Origin of the sequence: Stutzerimonas stutzeri (assembly GCF_024448985.1) — a bacterium.
Taxonomy (GTDB): Bacteria; Pseudomonadota; Gammaproteobacteria; order Pseudomonadales; family Pseudomonadaceae; genus Stutzerimonas; species Stutzerimonas stutzeri_AP.
The window spans coordinates 212968-233795 of record NZ_JAMOII010000003.1; the positions used below are offsets into that span (position 1 = coordinate 212968).

The 20828-nt window shown below is 62.8% G+C and carries 16 protein-coding genes and 1 pseudogene; 1 reads left to right on the forward strand and 16 read right to left on the reverse strand.

Going from position 1 to position 20828, the window contains the following annotated elements:
* Positions 1-5: 5 nt before the first annotated feature.
* From nuoH to NA647_RS06615, 10 genes and pseudogenes are all read right to left on the reverse strand, one after another.
* Positions 6-1001: an NADH-quinone oxidoreductase subunit NuoH gene (nuoH, locus tag NA647_RS06570; RefSeq protein ID WP_256056948.1), complete on the reverse strand. Its 996-nt coding sequence runs from the start codon at positions 999-1001 to the stop codon at positions 6-8.
* Positions 998-3703 carry an NADH-quinone oxidoreductase subunit NuoG gene (nuoG, locus tag NA647_RS06575; RefSeq protein WP_256056949.1) on the reverse strand — a complete coding sequence of 902 codons (2706 nt, stop codon included), beginning with the start codon at positions 3701-3703 and terminating at the stop codon, positions 998-1000. The genes nuoH and nuoG overlap by 4 nt, the downstream gene beginning before the upstream one ends.
* A gap of 133 nt (positions 3704-3836) precedes the next feature.
* Positions 3837-5174 (reverse strand): NADH-quinone oxidoreductase subunit NuoF, encoded by a 1338-nt coding sequence (gene nuoF / locus NA647_RS06580; RefSeq protein WP_256057075.1) that lies wholly within the window; start codon positions 5172-5174, stop codon positions 3837-3839.
* Positions 5175-5179: 5 nt separating this feature from the next.
* Entirely contained in the window at positions 5180-5674 is a 495-nt protein-coding gene (gene nuoE, locus NA647_RS06585) for an NADH-quinone oxidoreductase subunit NuoE (RefSeq protein WP_256056950.1), read from the reverse strand.
* Between the two features lies 1 nt (position 5675).
* A complete protein-coding gene (nuoC, locus tag NA647_RS06590; RefSeq protein WP_256056951.1) occupies positions 5676-7457 on the reverse strand; it encodes an NADH-quinone oxidoreductase subunit C/D in 1782 nt (593 codons plus the stop codon).
* Positions 7458-7519: 62 nt separating this feature from the next.
* Complete coding sequence (locus NA647_RS06595; protein ID WP_014852512.1) at positions 7520-8194, reverse strand: NuoB/complex I 20 kDa subunit family protein; 675 nt, start codon at positions 8192-8194, stop codon at positions 7520-7522.
* Positions 8195-8204: 10 nt separating this feature from the next.
* Complete coding sequence (locus NA647_RS06600) at positions 8205-8612, reverse strand: NADH-quinone oxidoreductase subunit A (protein ID WP_131648471.1); 408 nt, start codon at positions 8610-8612, stop codon at positions 8205-8207.
* Positions 8613-8872: 260 nt separating this feature from the next.
* On the reverse strand, positions 8873-9610 hold the full coding sequence (gene cobA / locus NA647_RS06605) for a uroporphyrinogen-III C-methyltransferase (protein ID WP_256056952.1): 738 nt from the start codon (positions 9608-9610) through the stop codon (positions 8873-8875).
* A 73-nt stretch (positions 9611-9683) separates the two neighbouring features.
* Positions 9684-12380 carry a nitrate reductase gene (locus tag NA647_RS06610; RefSeq protein WP_256056953.1) on the reverse strand — a complete coding sequence of 899 codons (2697 nt, stop codon included), beginning with the start codon at positions 12378-12380 and terminating at the stop codon, positions 9684-9686.
* Between the two features lie 128 nt (positions 12381-12508).
* Positions 12509-13720 (reverse strand): annotated as a pseudogene (locus NA647_RS06615) (NAD(P)/FAD-dependent oxidoreductase); the annotation flags it as partial.
* A gap of 449 nt (positions 13721-14169) precedes the next feature.
* On the opposite strand from NA647_RS06615, the gene NA647_RS06620 reads away from it, so the two are divergent.
* Entirely contained in the window at positions 14170-14481 is a 312-nt protein-coding gene (locus NA647_RS06620) for a class I SAM-dependent methyltransferase (RefSeq protein ID WP_256056954.1), read from the forward strand.
* 3 nt (positions 14482-14484) lie between these two features.
* Here the strand turns inward: NA647_RS06620 and NA647_RS06625 are convergent, their stop codons facing one another.
* The 6 genes from NA647_RS06625 to NA647_RS06650 all read right to left on the reverse strand — a co-directional run bounded on the left by NA647_RS06625 (position 14485) and on the right by NA647_RS06650 (position 20677).
* Positions 14485-16158: a bifunctional protein-serine/threonine kinase/phosphatase gene (locus tag NA647_RS06625; protein ID WP_256056955.1), complete on the reverse strand. Its 1674-nt coding sequence runs from the start codon at positions 16156-16158 to the stop codon at positions 14485-14487.
* A gap of 97 nt (positions 16159-16255) precedes the next feature.
* Positions 16256-17467 (reverse strand): MFS transporter, encoded by a 1212-nt coding sequence (locus NA647_RS06630; protein WP_256056956.1) that lies wholly within the window; start codon positions 17465-17467, stop codon positions 16256-16258.
* A gap of 373 nt (positions 17468-17840) precedes the next feature.
* Positions 17841-18284 carry a thioesterase family protein gene (locus NA647_RS06635; RefSeq protein ID WP_256048196.1) on the reverse strand — a complete coding sequence of 148 codons (444 nt, stop codon included), beginning with the start codon at positions 18282-18284 and terminating at the stop codon, positions 17841-17843.
* Between the two features lie 157 nt (positions 18285-18441).
* On the reverse strand, positions 18442-18585 hold the full coding sequence (locus tag NA647_RS06640) for a hypothetical protein (RefSeq protein WP_256056957.1): 144 nt from the start codon (positions 18583-18585) through the stop codon (positions 18442-18444).
* 278 nt (positions 18586-18863) lie between these two features.
* The gene (locus NA647_RS06645; RefSeq protein ID WP_256056958.1) at positions 18864-19442 is read right to left on the reverse strand and encodes an ANTAR domain-containing response regulator; all 579 of its coding nucleotides are present in this window, start codon (positions 19440-19442) and stop codon (positions 18864-18866) included.
* 11 nt (positions 19443-19453) lie between these two features.
* Positions 19454-20677 carry a CmpA/NrtA family ABC transporter substrate-binding protein gene (locus NA647_RS06650; protein WP_256056959.1) on the reverse strand — a complete coding sequence of 408 codons (1224 nt, stop codon included), beginning with the start codon at positions 20675-20677 and terminating at the stop codon, positions 19454-19456.
* Positions 20678-20828: the final 151 nt, after the last annotated feature.

Below are 20828 nucleotides of genomic sequence, written 5' to 3' on the forward strand. Positions count from 1 at the left end.
TCTCCTTACTGGGCCGCGGCCAGCACGAGCGCGCCGGTTACCAGCAGGTTGATCAGGGTCAGCGGCAGGCAGAACTTCCAGCCGAAGGCCATCACCTGGTCGTAGCGTGGGCGCGGCAGCGAGGCGCGCAACAGCACGAACAGCATGATGAAGAAGCCGGTCTTGATCGCGAAATAGAAGAACGACAGCCAGGGCAGGCTATCCAGGAAGGGGCCGTGCCAGCCGCCGAAGAACAGCGTAGTCAGCAGCGCCGAGATGGTCACGATGCCGATGTATTCGCCGACGAAGAACATGCCCCATTTCATCCCGGCGTACTCGACGTGGTAGCCGTCGGCCAGTTCCTGTTCGGCTTCCGGCTGGTCGAACGGGTGACGGTGGGTGACCGCGACGCCAGCAATGAAGAAGGTACAGAAGCCGAGGAACTGCGGAATGATGAACCACAGGTTCTGCTGCTGGTACTCGACGATGTCGCGCATGTTGAACGAGCCGACCTGGGCGACGATGCCCATCAGCGAAAGCCCGAGGAACACCTCGTAGGACACCGTCTGCGCCGAGGCGCGCAGGGCGCCGAGCAGGGCGAACTTGTTGTTGCTCGCCCAGCCGGCGAACAGCACCGCGTACACCGTGAGGCCGGCCATGGCGAAGAAGAACAGCAGGCCGATGTTCAGGTCCGCCACGCCCCAGGTCGGGGTGATCGGTACGATGACGAAGGCCAGCAACAGCGAACTCATCGCCACAACTGGCGCCAGCGTGAAGATCAGGCGGTCCGAGAACGGCGGGTTCCAGTCCTCCTTGAAGAACATCTTCAGCATGTCGGCAGCGATCTGGAACATGCCGAACGGCCCGACCCGGTTGGGGCCGTAGCGGTCTTGCCACCAGCCCAGCAGGCGACGTTCGACGAAGCTCAGCAAGGCGCCGCACACCACCACCGCCAGCATGATCACCAGCGCTTTGACGACGGCGATGATCACGTCGATCACTTCGGGAGTCAGCCAGTTCATCGCGACGCCTCCAGTTCAGTGGCCAGGCAGGCGCTGTTCAGTACCGGAATGCCTTCGAGGCCGACCGGCAGCCCGACCAGGCCGAGGCCGAGCGATTCATCGATACGCACCGGCAGCTGCAGGTGCCGATCAGCGATCCGCAGGCTGATCGGCTCGCCTTCAACCACGCCAAGGCGCTGGGCTTCGGCTTCGGCCAGGGCGACATAGGGCTGCGGGATGCGGCTCTGGATAGGTGCGGCGAGCGCCGTGGTCTCTTCGCTGCCGAACAGATGATGCAGCGGCACCACCTGCCAGCTGCCGAGTGCGGGGGCGAAGGCGGCGGGCGCGGTTTTCCAGGCCAGGTCCTGACGAACGTCGTCGAGCAGGCGTACACCCGGGTCACCGGCACGCAGGTGGCCGCCGACTTCGTCCTGGAACTTGTTCCAGGCCTGCGGCGAGTTCCAGCCCGGCGACCAGGCGAAGGGGATCTGCTGACGATCCTCGGCGCTGCCGGAATAGCCTTCCATGGAATAGGCGAACGGCGAGTCCTGGTCCTGCGGCTGACGCGGTTCGTGCACGCTGATGTTGGCGCGCATGGCGGTACGGCCGCTGTAGCGCAGCGGCTCGCGGGCCATTTTCAGGCCCTTGATGCGGAACGAGGAAAGCGGCGCAGCGGCCAGAATACCCTGCAGTTGCGGGTTGGCCGCGGCGCAATCGGCGGTGGCCTGATCCAGGTTGGTCCAGTCCACGGCCTTGCCCTGCAGCGTGCATTGCAGCGCGTGCATCCAGCGCCAGCCTTCGCGTACCAGTATCTTGCCGTCGTAATAGCTGGGCTCGAAGACCTGGAAGAAACGCTGCGCGCGCCCTTCCTGGCTGACCAGGGTGCCGTCGGCTTCGGCGAAGCTGGCGGCCGAGAGCACCAGATGGGCCTTGGCGGTGGTGGCGGTCTGCTGGTGATCGGCGACGATTACGGCCTGGGCGGCGGCCAGGGCCTTGTCCACCTTGGCCTGATCGGCGCGGCGGTAGAGGTCGTTTTCCAGCACGATCACGGCCTCAGCCTCTCCGGTGATCAGCGCATCCAGCGCGGCATCCACGGATTCGCCACCGAGCAGCGCCACGCCGAGGCTGTTGGCTTCCGGCACGACGAGGCTGAGGGAGGCGCTCTTCTCGCGGTTCTTCAGCGCCTGGGCAATGTTGCCGGCGGCTTCGATCAGGCTTTTCTCGCCCAGCGAAGCGCCGCTGATCAGCAAAGGACGCTTGGCGGCGAGCAGGGCGTCGGCGACCTGCTGCACCAGCTCGCGGGCTTCGGCTTCCAGGCCATCCACCGCCGGCGCGCTGGGGTCGATGGCGTGGGCCACGGCGAAACCAAGACGGGCCAGATCGACCGGTGCGGCATGTACGCTCTGCTCGGCGATGTCGTCGAGACGGGTTTCGCTGACGCTGGCGATGAATACTGGATGAAGGGCGCCTTGTGCGACGTTCTGCACCGCGGCGATGTGCCAGTCCTGAATCTTCATCGAGGCGGCGATCTCGGTGGCCTTGCCCTTGGCGGCCTGGCGCACAGACAGCGCCATGCGCGCGGCCGTCTGGGTCAGGTCCTCGCCGAGGATGAACACCGCATCGTGGTTTTCGATATCGCGCATCGTCGGCACCGGCAGCGGCCCGTTCTGCAGCAGTTGGCGGATCAGCCGGATAATCTCCAGCTCGGCGGCAGCGATGCCGCTGAAAGAATTGTCCGCGCCGACCAGCGCACGCAGGGCATGGTTGCTTTCCAGACTGGCGCGTGGCGAGCCGATGCCGATCACACGCTTGCCGCGAAGCAGTTCGGCGGCGTTATCCAGGGCAGCGTCGATGCCTAGCTTATCCGCACCCAGTGACGGCTGGCGTGGGCGATCGCTGCGGTTGACGTAGCCATAGCCGAAGCGCCCGCGGTCGCAGAGGAAGTAGTGGTTCACGTCGCCGTTGAAACGGTTCTCGATGCGGCGGATTTCGCCGTAGCGCTCGCCGGGGCTGATGTTGCAGCCGGACGCGCAGCCATGACAGATGCTCGGCGCGAACTGCATGTCCCACTTGCGGTTGTAGCGCTCCGAATGAGTCTTGTCGGTGAACACGCCGGTGGGGCAGACCTCGGTGAGGTTGCCGGAGAATTCGCTTTCCAGCACGCCGTCTTCGACACGGCCGAAATAGACGTTGTCATGGGCGCCGAATACGCCGAGGTCGGTGCCGCCAGCGTAATCCTTGTAGTAGCGCGTGCAGCGGTAGCAGGCGATGCAGCGGTTCATCTCGTGGGCGATGAAAGGGCCGAGTTCCTGGTTCTGGTGGGTGCGCTTGGAGAAACGGTAACGGCGCTGGTTGTGGCCGGTCATCACCGTCATGTCCTGCAGGTGGCAGTGACCGCCTTCCTCGCACACCGGGCAGTCGTGCGGGTGGTTGATCATCAGCCATTCCACCACGCTGGCGCGGAAGGCCTTGGCTTCCTCGTCTTCGATGGAGATCCAGCTGTTGTCGGTGGTGGGTGTCATGCACGACATGACCAGGCGACCGCGGGTGTCGTTCTCGTCGCTGTACTGCTTGACCGCGCACTGGCGGCAGGCACCGACGCTGCCCAGCGCCGGGTGCCAGCAGAAATAGGGGACATCGAGGCCGAGGGACAGACAGGCCTGCAGCAGGTTGTCCGCCCCATCGACTTCGTAGTCTTTGCCGTCTACGTGGATAGTGGCCATTTCTAGGTCTTCTCATCCCGCTTGCGCGGGTCTGGCTAATAGGAAACTTTTTCCGCTGAAGGTCGAGATCAGGGCTGGACGAGGCCGTACGGCTCGTTCGTCCAGCGTTCAGCCTTCAGCGTCTTTCAATTCTTCATGCCGGCTGCGGAGGCGCGGTTGCCGCCTGGGCGACACCCGCCTCGAATTCGTCCCGGAAGTACTTGATCGCGGCGCCCAGCGGCTCTACCGCGCCGGGTGCGTGGGCGCAGAAGGTCTTGCCCGGGCCGAGGAAGTCCACCAGCCGCAGCAGGATGTCCAGGTCCTGGCGCGTGCCCTGGCCGCGCTCCAGTGCGCGCAGGGTCTTCACGCTCCAGGGCAGGCCGTCACGGCACGGCGTGCACCAGCCGCAGGATTCGCGGGCGAAGAACTCTTCCATGTTGCGCAGCAGCGAGACCATGCTGACGGTGTGGTCGACGGCCAGCGCCAGGCCGGTGCCCATGCGCGTGCCGACCTTGGCGATGCCGCCGGCGTACATCTGCGCCTCGAGGTGCTCGGGCAACAGGAAACCGGTGCCAGCGCCGCCGGGCTGCCAGCATTTGAGGGTGTAGCCATCCTTCATGCCGCCGGCGTAGTCCTCGAAGAGCTCGCGCGCGGTGATGCCGAAGGGCAGTTCCCAGATGCCGGGGTTCTTCACCTTGCCGGAGAAGCCCATCAGCTTGCTGCCGTGGTCTTCGCTGCCGGGGCGCGCCAGCGACTTGTACCACTCCACGCCGTTGCCGATGATTGCCGGCACGTTGCACAGGGTCTCGACGTTGTTGACGCAGGTTGGCTTGCCCCAGACGCCGACGGCGGCGGGGAAGGGCGGCTTGGCGCGGGGGTTGGCTCGACGGCCTTCCAGCGAGTTGATCAGCGCGGTTTCTTCGCCGCAGATGTAGCGGCCGGCGCCGGTATGCACGAACAGCTCGAAATCGAAGCCCGAGCCCAGAATGTTCTTGCCCAGCAGGCCGGCGGCCTTGGCCTCAAGGATGGCGCGGTTGAGGTTGCGCGCCGCGTCGACGTATTCGCCGCGCAGGAAAATGTAGCCTCGGTAGGCCTTGAGCGCGCGGGCGCTGATGATCATGCCTTCCACCAGCAGGTGCGGCAGTTGCTCCATCAGCAGCCGATCCTTCCAGGTGTTGGGCTCCATCTCGTCCGCGTTGCACAGCAGGTAGCGGATATTTAGCGATTCGTCGGTGGGCATCAGGCCCCACTTCACGCCCGTGGGAAAGCCGGCGCCGCCACGGCCCTTGAGGCCGGATTCCTTCACCGTTTGCACGATATCGGCCTGGGCCATGTCGGCCAACGCCTTGCGCAGCGCGTTGTAGCCGTTCTTCTGGCGATACTCGTCGAGCCATACCGGCTGGCCGTCGTCACGCAGGCGCCAGGTCAGCGGATGGGTTTCTTCGCTACGGGCAATGCGGTTGGCCGGGCCGAAAGATGCCAATTGCTTCATGACGCTCATTGATAGGCCTCCAGCAACTGGGCGACGCCGCCGGGCTGAACGTCACCGAAGGTGTCGTCGTCGACCATCAGCGCGGGGGCCTTGTCGCAGTTGCCCAGGCAGCACACCGGAATCAGGGTGAAGCGGCCATCGGCGGAAGTCTGGCCGGGCTCGATGCCGATTTCATTCCTGATGCTGTCGAGCACGTTTTCATGGCCGCCGATGTAGCAGGTCATGCTGTCGCAGACGCGGATGATGTGGCGGCCCACCGGCACGCGGAAGATCTGACTATAGAAGGTGGCCACGCCTTCGACGTCGCTGGCCGGGATGCCGAGCACCTCGCCGATGGCATCGCAGGCGCCGTCCGGTACCCAGCCGCGCTGCTGCTGGACGATCTTCAGCGCTTCGATGCTGGCCGCGCGCGAATCTTCGTAATGGTGCATCTCGTGCTCGATGGCCGAGCGTTCGGTTTCGCTGAGGACGAAACGGTCAGTCTTGATAACAGTGCTCATATCAGCGGTCCACGTCGGCCATAACGAAATCGATGCTGCCCAGATAGGCGATCAGGTCCGGGATCATGCTGCCGCGGATCACCGAGGGGATCTGCTGCAGATGCGGGAAGCTGGGCGTCCGAATGCGCGTGCGGTAGCTCATGGTGCTGCCGTCGCTGGTCAGGTAGTAGCTGTTGATGCCCTTGGTCGCTTCGATCATCTGGAAGCTCTCGTTGGCCGGCATCACCGGACCCCAGGAGACCTGCAGGAAGTGCGTGATCAGGGTCTCGATGTGCTCCAGCGTGCGCTCTTTCGGCGGCGGCGTGGTCAGCGGGTGGTCGGCCTTGTAGGGGCCTTCGGGCATGTGCTTGAGGCACTGCTCGATGATCTTCAGGCTCTCGCGCATCTCGCCCATCTTCACCATGCAACGGTCGTAGGCGTCGCCGTTGACCGCCAGCGGCACTTCAAAGTCGAAATGCTGGTAGCCGGAGTAGGGGCGTGCCTTGCGAATGTCGAAGTCGCAGCCGGTGGCGCGCAGGCCGGCACCGGTGGTGCCCCATTCGAGGGCTTCCTTGGTGTTGTAGGCGGCTACGCCCTTGGTACGACCGATGAGGATGCTGTTCTTCAGCGCGGCCTTTTCGTACTCGGCGAGGCGCTTGGGCATCCAGTCGAGGAATTCGCGCACCAGCTTGTCCCAGCCGCGCGGCAGGTCGTGGGCGACGCCGCCGATGCGGTACCAGGCCGGGTGCATGCGGAAACCGGTGATGGCCTCGATCACCTGGTAGGCGCGCTGGCGGTCGGTGAAGGTGAAGAACACCGGTGTCATGGCGCCGACGTCCTGGATGTAGGTGCCGAGGTAGAGCAGGTGGTTCTGGATGCGGAAGAACTCGGCCATCATCACGCGGATGAAGTCGACGCGGTCCGGCACCTTGATGCCGGCGAGTTTCTCCACCGCCAGCACGTAGGGCAGGTTGTTCATCACCCCGCCGAGGTAGTCGATGCGGTCGGTGTAGGGGATGAAGCTGTGCCAGCTCTGGCGCTCGGCCATCTTTTCGGCGCCGCGATGGTGGTAGCCGATCTCCGGTACGCAATCGAGGATTTCCTCGCCATCGAGCTGCAGGATGATGCGGAAAGCGCCATGGGCCGAAGGGTGGTTCGGGCCGAGGTTGAGGAACATGTAGTCCTCGTGCTCGCTGTGGCGCTGCATGCCCCAGTCCTCGGGTTTGAAGCGCAGGGCTTCCTGCTCCAGGTCCTGCTTGGCGGCATTCAGGCTGTAGGGATCGAACTCGGTGGCGCGCGCCGGGTAGTCCTTGCGCAGCGGATGGCCTTCCCAGGTCGGCGGCATCAGCATGCGAGTGAGGAACGGGTGGCCATCGAAGGTGATGCCGAACATGTCCCAGATTTCGCGCTCGTACCAGTTGGCGTTGGGCCAGACGGAGACGGCGGTGGGCAGGTTCATGTCGCCTTCGCGGAGCGCGACCTTGATCATCACATCGCTGTTTCGCTCCAGCGACATCAGGTGATAGAAGACGCTGAAGTCGGCGGCAGGCAGGCCGCGGCGCTGAGTGCGCAGGCGCTCGTCGGTGGCGCTCAGGTCGTAGAGCATCACGTAGGGCTTGCTCACCTGGCGCAGGAAGCTCAGCACCTCGATGAGCTTTTCGCGGGGTACCCAGAGCACCGGCATGCCGGTCAGGCTGGGTTGCAGCGTGAAGGTCTCGGCGCCGAAGCGCGCGTTCAGTTCGACGACGATATCCTGGTCGTCAGCCTTGTAGGGCGGGATGTACAGAGCATTGCCTGCAGTCATGATCTCGGTCGCTTTCGGTCAACGTTTGGGTGTGCGGGTGCCTTCCGTGGGGAAGGCCGGAATCACACGTCGTCGGGGCTGCGCAGGTTGGTGACCTGGATACGCTGTTCGCGTCGCTGTTCCTTCTGCGACGGCATCTCGGCGCGATAAACGCCTTGATCACCGACGACCCAGGAAAGCGGGCGGCGCTCCTTGCCGATGGACTCCTGCAGCAGTTGTAAGCCTTGCAGGAACGCCTCGGGGCGGGGCGGGCAGCCGGGTATGTACACGTCCACGGGGAGGAACTTGTCGACCCCCTGAACGACCGAGTAGATGTCGTACATACCACCGGAATTGGCGCACGAACCCATGGAGATGACCCACTTGGGTTCGAGCATCTGTTCGTAGAGGCGCTGGATGATGGGCGCCATTTTGATGAAGCAGGTGCCGGCAATGACCATAAAGTCGGCCTGGCGCGGCGAAGCGCGGATCACCTCGGCACCGAAGCGGGCGATGTCATGAGGCGCGGTGAAGGCCGTGGTCATCTCCACATAGCAGCACGACAGGCCGAAGTTGTACGGCCAGAGGGAATTCTTGCGCCCCCAGTTGACCGCGCCACTCAGCACGTCTTCCAGCTTGCCCATGTAGATGTTGCGATGAACCTGGTCTTCTAGTGGATCGGCAACAGTCTCCTGCTGGCCGATCGGATAACGGTCATTGACCGCATCCGGATCGATCCGGGTAAGTTTGTATTGCATGTGAAGAGCCTCATTGTTTTAGCTTCGCCTGTCGCTCGCGACGGCTGGATGGCGCCCAATCGAGCGCACCCACCCGCCAAAGGTAGACAAGACCCGCCAACAGAATTGCTATGAATACGGTAGCTTCAATGAGGCCCGCCCAGCCGCTTTCGCGCACCGAGACAGCCCAGGCAAAGAGATATAGGGCTTCAACGTCGAAGATCACGAAGAGCATCGCGACCAGATAGAATTTTGCGGAGAAACGCAGCCGGGCGTTGCCCGTGGGGAGAATGCCTGACTCGAAGGGCTCGTTCTTGGCGCGGCCCCAGGCTTTGCTGCCGAGCAGGCTGGATACGCCAAGCATGAATGCGCATAGCGCGATAACGCCGAGAACAAATACAGCGAAGCCCCAATTATGGGACAGGGATACATCAGGCATGCCGGGCCCCTTAGCGGAACGGCTTTATTATGTCCAGCTTGCGACAGCGACCAAGCGTCGCAACCCCTAATGGCCGGGCATTCTATGCCTACCTAAAGTTAAAGTACATGTTTCTACATGAAACATATTGAAGTATTTCTGACGTTTATTTGATGTCACTCAATAGTTGCAGGCCGCGAAACGGCGCCGGGCCGGCCTTCTGCAGAGGCAGTGACCGGCTGTCGCAATCTTCGCGTGGTTGGGCCTGTGCATCTGTTTACTTATGCTACGCAGTCATCGAGCATGGCCTTCGTGTACGCAGCAACCTCACCGATTACGAGAATTGCCGGACTTTTTAGCTGAAAGGCCAGGGCATCGCGGCACATGTCCGCCAGGCTGGAGCGGCATTCGCGTTGCTGCGTAAGGGAGGCGTTTTCGATCATCGCGACGGCGGTCCACGCCGGCAGACCGCCTTCGATCAGGCCAGCCTGTACCTGATGCAGGCTGCTGACGCCCATGTAGACGACCAGTGTCGTGCCGGTTTTCGCCAGCGCGTGCCACTCGGGACTGCTGTTATCCAGCGTATGTGCTGTAACCAAGGTAACGCCACGGGCGACGCCGCGATGGGTCAGCGAAATACCGCATTGAGTCGCGCCGGCAAGGCCTGCGGTTATGCCATTGACGATCTCCACTTCGACGCCACGCTCCGCCAGCCATTCCGCTTCTTCACCGCCGCGTCCGAAAATGCACGGATCGCCGCCTTTCAGGCGCACCACACACTTGCCCTGGCGTGCGTAGCGCAACATCAATCTATGGATGAAGGCCTGCGGCGTCGAGCGGCAGCCACCGCGCTTGCCCACCGGGATCACCCGCGCGTTCGGGCAGTGTTGGAGTACGGCGGGATTGACCAGATCGTCGATCAGCACCACCTGCGCCTCGCCCAAGGCCCGCACGGCCTTTAGTGTCAGTAGTTCCGGGTCACCGGGACCTGCGCCCACCAGCCATACTTTTGCGCTCATGTATCTACCTCTCATGCTGCTGCGATCATGTTGGCCATGCGCTATGCATCGCCTGTTCCGCCATGGATTTTGTTCAGGCCATCGTTGGCTGTTTCATCAGCAGTCGCCTGATTTCCGGTACGCAGGAACCACAGCTGGTTCCACAGCCCAGTTCACGCTTCAAACCATCCAAATCGAGGCCCCGCTCCATTCCCGCACAGACCGCGTCCTGGCTGACGTTCATGCAGTTGCATAGAATCTTGCTGGCGCGAATATCACCGCCAGGCGGCTTGCTTAGCGGGGCGAGTAACCAGCGGCGCAGCGCCGGATCGGCCTTTCCGTCGAGCCAGAGCTGCTTCAGCCAGTGGCGTGCGGCGGTTTCGCCGGAAAGGCTGATGGCGACGATGCGGTCCTCTTCGATGCGCACCCGCTTGCCAACGCTGCGTCGCGGGTCGTCGTAGATCAGCACCGGACCTTCATCCAGTCGCAGCAATTGATTGAGCTGCGCCAGTAACGCTGTGCTCGGCGCCTCGCTACCAGCGGCGCGGATCACCAACGCTGCCCGGTCGCGCCCGGCAAGGCTGAAACTGGCGTAGGCGAACCCCTCGAACAATGGGCGCAGCGCCTCGAAACGTTGCTGCACCGAGCCTTCGACGAGGGCGAAGAACTGCCAGGGCAGCTCGATCTTTTCCACCTCGACACCGGCGTGCTTGAGTTCGGGTTGCTTCGAAATCGGGTCGAATGCCGGCAACGTGAGCCGGTTGACGCCCAGCCCCTTGAGGAAGCGATCACCCCAATGCATCGGCAGGAAGACCTGGCCAGTACGCAGGCCGTCATCCTCGCGTACCGGCAACAGCAATTCGCCACGGCGGCTGCGAACCTTGACCAGTTGGCCATCGAGCAGCCGACGGCTACGCATGTCCTCGACGCTCATGCTCAGCAGCGCTTCTTCGACATGGCCGAACAGGCGCGCTGCGGTGCCGGTGCGGCTCATGCCATGCCAGTGATCGCGCAGGCGACCCGTGTTCAGCGTAAGCGGGAACTGGGTTTCGCGTTTCTCCTTCGGCGCCTGATAGTGCTCGGCGATAAAGCGTGCGCGGCCGTCATCGGTCGGGAACACGCCGTCGCCGTAGAGCCGCGGCGTGCCTCGCTGGCTGCCGGCAGGGAAGGGCCATTGTTGCGGGCCGAGCTGATCAATCACCGCATGACTGAGACCGGACAGGTCCAGGTCACGGCCCTGGGTGAGCAGTTTGTATTCCTCGAACAGCGCGGCGGCGGTGTCGAACGCGAACAGGCTCGCCTGATCGGGGCGCATCAGGCTTTCCAGACGGCGAGCAAAATCACAGGTGATCGACCAATCGGCGCGCGCCTCGCCCGGTGCGGGAATGGCGCGTCGCACATGGCTGACACGGCGCTCGGAGTTGGTCACGGTGCCGTCCTTCTCGCCCCAACTGGCCGCGGGCAGCAGCAAATCAGCGTAGCGGCAGGTCTCGGTGGTAAAGAAAGCTTCCTGGACGACCACGAAAGGGCACGCCGCCAGCGCTTGATGAATGCTCTGCTGGTCCGGCATCGACTGCGCGGGATTGGTGCAGGCGATCCACAGCGCCTTGACCTTGCCGCTGCGTACGGCATCGAACAGCTCTATCGCGGACAGGCCCGACGTATCAGGCAGCGCCGGGACGTTCCAATAATTAGCGACTTCGGCACGATGCCCCGCGTTGCCAGATTCGCGATGGCCTGGCAACAGGTTGGACAGGCTGCCGGTTTCGCGTCCGCCCATGGCGTTGGGCTGGCCCGTCAGCGAGAAGGGGCCGGCGCCGGGTTTGCCGATCTGGCCCATGGCGAGGTGCAGATTGATCAGCGCGCTGTTCTTGGCGCTGCCGGAGGTCGACTGGTTTACGCCCATGCACCACAGCGAAAGAAAGCTAGGCGCGCTACCAATCAGGCGAGCACAGGTCTGCAACTCTTCGACGCTGATGCCGCACAGGTCCGCTACCTTGGCCGAACTGTACTCATCCACCATATGCCTGAGTTCTTCGAAGCCGTCGGTGTGGGTCTCGATGAAGTCCCGATCGATCCGGCCTTCGTCCAAGAGTATGTGCAGAATGCCGTGGAACAGCGCGACATCGCTGCCCGGCAGGATCGCCAGGTGCAGGTCGGCCAGGCCACAGGTGTCGGTGCGTCGCGGGTCGACCACGATGACTTTCATTTGCGGCCTCTTCGCCTTGGCTTCCTCCAGGCGACGAAACAGCACCGGGTGGGCATAGGCCATGTTGCTGCCGACGATCAGCAGGCAGTCGCTCTGTTCGATGTCTTCGTAGCTGCACGGCGGCGCGTCAGCGCCGAGGCTGCGCTTGTAACCGGCCACGGCGGACGACATGCACAGGCGCGAGTTGGAGTCGATGTTGTTGGTGCCAACCAGCGCGCGGGCGAGCTTGTTGAACGCGTAGTAATCCTCGGTCAGCAACTGGCCGGAGATGTAGAAGGCGACGCTGTCCGGGCCGTGTTTGGTGATCGTCTCGGCGAATACATGGGCGGCATGGTCGAGCGCGCTATCCCAGTCGGTGCGGGTACGGGCCAGGTCTTTGCCCAGGCGCAACTCGGGGTAGAGCGCGCGAGCGTCCAAATCACCGGTCAGGTGCAAGGTCGACCCCTTGCTGCACAGCTTGCCGAAGTTGGCTGGATGATTCGGGTCGCCGGCGACATTAAGGATGCGCTCGCCGTCGTGCTCGATCAGCACGCCGCAGCCGACGCCGCAGTAGCAGCAGGTGGAGGCAGTGGTCTGGCGCATAGCGTTTTCTCTCCTGACCTGGTGGGCTTGGTGCGCTGTCACGCACATTCGGTTGTGCTATCGGGTGACAACCGAACGGATTCACTATTGCTGCGTAGCGCCTCGCTCTCCACGCCCGAAGCGGGCTGGCCTAAGCCGGTCGCACCAAACATCAGGCAATCGCGAATATCACTGACGTTCTGACCTTCGCGCACCTGGCGAAAATACCAGCCGGCATCGGAGGTATCGCCGTACAGGCAGGCGCCGACGAGGACGTCGTCCTTGATCACCAGTTTTTTGTACACGCCGCCGATGGGGTCGGAGAGGGTGATGGTTTCGGTGCCTTCACCGCCGATGAAATCACCGGCGGAGAACAGGTCGATTCCGGTGACCTTCAGCTTGGTCGACGTCACCGAACCCGGGTAACGGGAGAATCCCAGCATCGCCAGGTGATTGGCGCAGACCCTTGCCTGTTCGAACAAGGGCGCGACCAGCCCGTAGGCGGTGCCCCGATGGCTGGCGCATTCACCAACGGCATAGATGCGGGGGTCAAAGGTTTGCAGGGTGTCGTTGACCAGAATGCCGCGGTCGCAGGGGATTCCGGCTTGCTCCGCCAGCGCACTATTGGGACGAATACCAGCAGCCATGACCACCAGATCGGCGTCGATCACCTCACCATCGGCGAAGCGTACGGCCTGGACCCGCCCCTGATCGTTACCGATCAGTTCGGCGGTCTGCTTGTTCATCTTGAAGGTCAGCCCGCGGCTTTCCAATGCCTTCTGCAGCAGGGTGCCGGCGCTTTGGTCGAGCTGGCGCTCCATCGGCCATTCGCCGAGGTGCACTACGGTCACCTGCATACCGCGCGCCGTCAGGCCGTTGGCCGCTTCCAGCCCGAGTAATCCGCCGCCGATTACCACAGCGTGCCTGTGGTTCCTGGCGGCGCCCAGCATCGCCTGGGTGTCGGCGATATCGCGATAGCCGATCACCCCGTCGAGCTGATTGCCGGGTATCGGCAGGATGAAGGGTGTCGAACCGGTGGCGATGAGCAGGCGGTCATACTCGGCTTCGCTGCCGTCTTCGGCGATCACCCGACGCCTGATCCGGTCGATCTGAATCACCTTGCGGTTGAGTAGCAGGCGGATGCCGTTCTTCGCATACCAGTCGAGGTCGTTGAGCACGATCTCCTCGAAGGTTTGCTCGCCGGCCAATACCGGCGAAAGCAGGATACGGTTGTAGTTGGGATGGGGCTCGGCGCCGAATACCGTGATGTCGTAGAGATCAGGGGCGAGCTTGAGCAGTTCCTCCAGGGTACGAACCCCGGCCATGCCATTGCCGATCATCACGAGTCTGAGTTTTTTCATACCGTTCTCCGCGCGAGCTGGGCGTCAACGAAAAAGGCGCCCCCACCAGTTAACCGGTGAGGACGCCTTTGTCCTTGTTCCGTATTCGGAGCCCGGCCCTCCACATTGAAGGCCCGGCTTGATGTTGCTCTTGACAATGCAGGGGCTGTGCCAACCCTGTGTAGGCTTGCTTTCCGCCGCTTAGCGCCAGCGACGGGGCGTGGTGAGACTGTGTTTTTGCACCGCTATGATGCGCGCCGTGCAGCACTGGTGCAGCCAAACTATCTAGCACGCGGAAAATTCGCCGTTGACAGCACCCGTGTCGCTTTTTATTGTTTCGCCTCATGCGCCGATTTAGTCAGCTACTTGCGGGGCGCCTGGAGCCGAAGGCTTCGAAATACCGCTAAAGCGCTGGTTCGGTGTCGCCTCCCACCGCTGCCCAGCGGAATCCTCGAGGCGGGATATCTTTCATGAATGCATCGCAACGCACCTCTCTACGTTTGGCCCCCATCACCAGCGGGCTGGTCCGCAGCAATCCGAAAATTCTCCTTGGTGGCAATCATCAGCCGTCGCTGTTGCGCTATTTGGACGGTTGGCCGAAGCGCTGGGGAAAGCCGCGCGCTTTTCTCGTTCAATTCACCGGTGCCGATGAATCGCTGGCGCATTTCGCCACGAATAATTTCGATCTGGCAGTCATCCAGGCGCCGAGCGGCGAACGGCTTGAGGAGTGCGTGCGCGAGCTGACCCGTGTTGCGCGCCAGGGGCTGATCGTTCGGCGTTGATCGCTAGCCGTTTTTACCTAGCCACGCCAGCAGAGCCAGATTCAACAACAGCGAGAGCAGGGCGATGCCGCGCCAGACCTTCAACGGTTCGCGTTCGAGCAATGGCCGCGACGGCGTGCTGTTTGCCAGGCGCTCACCCTGTTCCAGTACCAATAGCCATTCTTCGGCTGTTTCGAAGCGCTGTGCGGGCTCTGCCGCGACGGCGCGCTTGAGCATGTCATCCAGCCATTGGGGCAGATCGGGTCGATAGCGACTGGCCGGCACAGCGTTGCCGAAACGGGGCCGTTGGAAGGCTTCCACCTCGCCGTAGGGGTAGTGACCGGTGAGCAGGTAGTAGAGCGTGACGCCAGCTGCGTAGATGTCCTGTTCCCGGCTTGGCGCCGCGCCGGCAAAGGCTTCAGGGGCGATATAGCTCGGCGTGCCCGGCAAGTTGTGCGGCTGGTCCTCGGACAGCCCCGGGCAATAGGCCAGGCCGAAATCCAGCAGGCGCAGCTCGCCGGCGTCATCCAGGTGCAGGTTTTCCGGTTTGATGTCGCGGTGCAGGATGTTGCGTCGGTGCAGCATACCCAGCGCGCGGATCAGGCGTGGCGCCATCTGCAACCAGTCGGGCAGCGACATCGGGCCTTGTTGAGTGAAGCGCTGTACGAGGGTCTGCCCACTGTATTCGCGCTGCACGTAATACAGGTGCTGGCGCCGGGGCAGGTCATGGAGCTCGGGGTAATGGCGGCCTGCGACCCGGCGCAGAAACCATTCCTCCTGCAGCAACGCTGGTCCGGCTTCGAGTTCGTCCGCCCGGCTCGGTGGCAAAGTCTTGAGCAGCCAGGGCTGACCCTGTTGATCGCGCACACGGTAGACCAGCGACTGGCGCGATTCGCCCAGCAACGCCTCGATGTACCAGCCTTCGAATGTCTGGCCGAGCCGCAATCGGGGTGGCAACGGCCAATCGGCCAGCTGAGCGAGCGAATCGGCAAGTACCGCTTCTGACAGTTCGTCGACCCGCAGCAGCAGGGCGCTGGCGTTGTCTTGGCTGCCGTTCTGGTGCGCGAGATCGACCAACGTTCTGGCTGCGCTGGTTAGATCAGTTTCGGAACCGAGAATGTTCCGGATATCGCGCTCGGCGATGCTGGCCCAGACGCCGTCGCTCAGCAGCACGAAGGTTTCGCCGAGGCGCAGCTCGCCGTCGAGGTAATCCATCACCAGGTGCTGATCCAGGCCCATGGCACGCTTGAGCACGTGCTGCATGTTCGGCTGGTCCCACACATGGTCTTCGCTCAACCGCTGTAGCTGGCCGTCATACCAGCGATAAGCCCGGCAGTCACCGACGTGGGCAAGGGTAAAGCGCCGCCCACGCAGCACCAGCGCGGTCAATGTGGTCAGCAGCGGCTGCCCGCCACCGTTGGCTTGCAGCCAGCGATTGTGGGCAACCAGTACTCGGTCGAGCGACTGCGCGACGGTCCAGGTTTCCGGTGTGGCGTAGTAATCAGTGGCCAGTGCCTGCAGCGTCGCCCGCGCCGCCAGGCCGCCGTCCGCGCACTGGCTGACACCGTCGGCGATAGCGAACAGCGCACCCTTGCTAGCCGCGAGGCCTAGCGTTGGCGTGACGATACGCAGCGCGTCCTGATTTTCTGCACGCGGACCGGTTGCGGTGGCTTCGCCGAAGGAAAGTTGAAGGGGCATAAGTCGATCCGATGCGATCAGGTTTAGCCTGAAGCTAGAAGCTAGAAGCTAGAAGCTAAATGCACCTCTTCCAGCTTCCAGCTTTTAGCTGCTCCCTCTATACCCTTGCCACTGTCATTGCCGCCGAACCCCAGGTGGTTCTCCAGCGACGCTTCACGCCATAGAGGCCGAACCAGGCCAACGCACCCAGGCTGGCGAACAGCCAGAGACCCAGCTGGTAGTCGCCGGTGGCCTGCTTGACGGCGCCCAAACCTGCGGTGAGCAAGAAGCCACCGATGCCGCCGGCCATGCCGACTAGCCCGGTCATCACGCCGATTTCCTTGTTGAAGCGCTGCGGCACCAACTGGAACACCGCGCCGTTGCCGGCCCCAAGGCTGAGCATGGCAACGACGAACAACGCCAGCGCAGCCGTCGAGCTTGGCAGATTGAACCCGACGATAAACAAGCAGATAGCCGTCACGGTATACATCACCAGCAGCGAGCGGATGCCGCCGATACGGTCGGCCAGCGCGCCGCCCAGCGGCCGCAACAAGCTGCCGGCGAATACGCAGGCGGCGGTGTAGTAGCCGGCCTTGACCGGGTCGAACGCGTACTGGTCGTGAAAATAGCCGGGCAGGGTGCTGGCCAGTCCGAGGAAGCCGCCGAACGTCACGCTGTAGAAGAACATGAACCACCAGCTGTCGCGGTCACCCAGTGCCTTCATGTAGTCGGCGAAGGACTTCGGCGCGGGACGGTTCGGCGCATTCTTGGCCACACTGGCGAAGATAAACAGCGTCAGCACCAGCGGGATCAGTGCCAGGCCGAATACGTTGCTCCAGCCGAACATCGTAGCCAGCACTGGCGCGAACAGCGCCGCGAGCACGGTCCCGGAGTTGCCGGCACCGGCAATGCCCATCGCCTTGCCCTGATGCTGCGGCGGATACCACTGTGACGCCAACGGCAGCGCCACGGCGAAGGAGGCACCGGCCATGCCGAGGAACAGGCCGAGCAGCAGCGCCTGCTCATAGTTGTGGATGCCGTGGAGCCAGGCTACGAACAGCGCGGCGATCACCACGATCTGGCCGAACAGCCCGGCTGCCTTCGGTGAGGTGCGGTCGGCCAGCATACCCAGCACCAGGCGCAGAACGGCGCCGGAGAGGATCGGCGTAGCCACCATAAAGGCGCGCTGCTGCGTGGTCAGCCCGAGATCGGCAGCGATCTGCACGCCCATCGGGCCGAGTACGTACCAGACCATGAAACTCAAATCGAAGTAGAGAAAGGCAGAGAACAGCGTCGGCGTATGGCCGGCTTTCCAGAAACTCGTATTCATCGAACACCTCACTAGACGCTAGACAAGTGCAGCCGACGCGCCGAAATGGGCGGCGGATATGCGATGACCGCCCAGCCGATCCGGCTGCGGCAGTGCTCGAAGCAGTTGCGAGTGGCGGGGTCGTTGCCATTCGCGCCCCGATCCCTGGGGCAAACGAAAAAGCGCCGCGAAACCGCCGTCAGTCTCAACGGGGCAACGCGACGCCTTTGTCATGTCTGTGAGTAACCGCCTTTGGCTACCTGATGTGTACTAAGCATTAGCTGTGCCAAAGAGCCGAAGCCTGACATTTCAAGGCTTCGCGCGCAGCCAGGGCTTCGCTGCCGAGCGAAATGGGCGCACCTCAGGTGCGTCGTGCTTCGAAGTGGAGCGTTTTTCAGCTGATGCGGTTGACCTTGGGGAACTTGGCGTCGAACTCGCTGGGCATCGGTACGACGCGCTTGTTCAGATAGTCGTAGAAAACGAAACCGGACTTGGCCATGGCGATCAAGGTGCCATCGGCGGGGCGGGTGATGCGGAAGGTGATGTCGCCACCATAGCGGTTGAAGTCCATCACGCCGACTTCGAACAGCAGCACATCGCGCGCATGGGCTTCGGCTTTGTAGGTAGTGGCGAGGTCGGTGACGATGATGCCGTTTCCGTCCTTTCTGGTCTCGGCGATGCCGTAGGCGAACAGAAAGCGCGCGCGGGCCTCGGAGATCATCGAGATCATCGAATCGTTGGCCAGATGATTACCGGCGTTGATGTCGGTGATGCGTACGGTCAGTTGCGTGGTGAAGCAGAATTGGTCTTCGGGAAACTGCAAAGTGAGGCGGGCCATGAAATGCTCGGCTGGTGATCGAAGGCGCGCATTCTAGCGTAGCCACTATGTCCGCCACAGCTAACGCCGGAGCACAGCGCGAGCGCCATCGGCTCGCCACAGCAGCGCTGCAAGTAACGTGCGAGAGCTCATGGTCTATTGTGCGGAGCGCCGAATCTCATACAGATGCTTTCCAGTCGCGCTTTGTTTTAGTGCGTAGCGCTTCGACTCGCTGATGATGCTGTGCGCTTGCAATCCGGTTCAGGTAATGGCCGAGCAATGCCAGCAGGCAGGCAATTACCAAGGTCGCGATCATGGCCATTCAGATATCCTTCTTTTTTGTTCGATCAGCGTTTGGAGCGAATCTCATTGAGGCTTGTGCTGTTCAGCACCCCTCTGTCAGCCGGCGTTGTGCGTGGTTAATGCTACGTGAAGGCAGGCAAGACTCTTGCCAATGAGCAGCATCAATGCCGCTTGACTCTGCGGCCAAGATAATGGGGTGCCTTTCAGCGAAGCATGGCCGCTCAGCTCGTCTTGCTGAGGCGAAACGCCCAGCGGTGGTGCAACGTTGAAGCTGCGCGCACCTTTGCCGGACAGTCGTTACCGATCGAGCAGTTCGTTCATGGCGATGATCTGCTCGGCTACCTGTATCAGCTTCTGCTGGCGGCTCATGGCCTGGCGGCGCATCAATGTATAGGCGTCTTCCTCGTTGCAGCTTTTCATTTTCATCAGCATGCCCTTGGCCAGCTCGATGCGCTTGCGCTCGACCAACTGTTGATCGCGCGCCTGCAGTTGCGCACGAATGGCCTGATCGCTTTCGAAGCGGGCCATCGCCACATCCAGGATCGGTTTGAGGCGTTGAGCCTGGATGCCTTCGACGATATAGGCGCTGACGCCGGCGCGAATCGCCTGGCGCATGGCGTCGGGGTTGTCGTCGTCGGTGAACATGACGATGGGCCGCGGCTGATCGCGGCTGACCATCACCACCTGCTCCATCACGTCTCGGCCAGGTGAGTCGGTGTCGATCAGCACTACGTCGGGGCGAATCGCTTCGACTCGTTCGGGCAGGTCGATGGTCAGGCCGGATTCCTCAATCACCTCGAAGCCGGCTTCCATCAGCGCGGCGCGCAGGCGACCAACCTTGCGAGGCGTATCGTCGATCAGCAGGACGCGAAGCATGGCTTTCTCCCTTAGCTCGGCTCGAGCAGCGCGGCGGTTTCGGTTAGGCCATCCAAGGCGAAACTGCGTGCATAGACGGCCGGATCGCTGCCGTCCCAGCGACTGCCATCCATCAGCACGGCGCTGCGCATGACCGAGTCCGGCACTGAAATGTTCAATGTCGTCGCCGCATCGCGGTAGAGGCTGGTTTGCTGCACCTTCTGCGCAATGGCGAGGTAGTCCGGATCTTCGCGCAACAGGCCCCAGCGGCGCAGTTGGGTCATGAACCAGAGGCCGTCGGAATGGTAGGGCATGTTCACCTCGCCATTGCCGAAGAAGCGTAGCGGGTGCTCGTCCTGCCAGGCGCGCCCCAGGCCGTCTTCATACTGGCCGAGAAAACGCGGCTCGATGGCGGCCACCGGTGCATCGACGTAGCCGCTGCCGGCGATCAACTGCGCGGTGCTGCGCCGATTCTCCTGGCTCTCGTCGATAAAGCGACTGGCTTCGAGGATCGCCATGACCAGTGCACGGGCAGTGTTGGGATATTGCTCGACGAAGGCGCGTGTGCAGCCCAGCACCTTTTCCGGATGGGCGGGCCAGATCGATTGGCTGGTGGCCAGAGTGAAGCCGATGTCTTCCCGTATCGCCTGTGCGCCCCAGGGCTCGCCGGCGCAGAAGCCATCGATGCGACCTGCCCGCAGGTGCGCCACCATTTGTGAAGGCGGCACCACCAGCGTACGTACGTCTTTCAGTGGATGGATGCCGTGGGCGGCCAGCCAGTAGTACAGCCAGAGGGCATGCGTGCCGGTGGGGAAGGTCTGCGCCAGGACGAGTTTTGCACCGCTCTGGCGCACGCTGCGGCTGAGCGCTTCGGGATCGGTCACGCCAGACGACTTGAGTGTGCTTGACAAGTTGATGCTCTGGCCGTTCTGAGCCAGACCCATGAGCACCGCCATGTCGACCGGCGCGCTGCCGCCGATACCCAGATGCACGGCATAGATCAGGCCGTACAAGCCATGCGCGGCGTCCAGTTCACCTTCGATCAACTTGTCGCGAATATTCGACCAGGACGTCTGCCGCTGCAGGTTGAGAGTCAAGCCGTAGGGTTGAGCAAAGCCTTGCGTGGCGGCAACGATCAGCGATGCGGCATCGGTCAGGGCCATGAAGCCGAGATTGACGACGTGCTTTTCCGGCGCATCGCTGCCTGCGACCCAGGCCAATGGGTTGGGCCGTGGCGGCGTGTTGGGATGAGTCATGCGAACGGGACCTTTGACATGCTAGACGAGCGGATCGTCGTCGGGAGGCGGCTGATGCGCTGAGAGATCATGTCCCTGACGAAGCAAGCCACATGCCAAAGGGAAGAGAAGAGCTGCCCGCTCGCGGTTGAGGCGGCGGGCCATACATCAA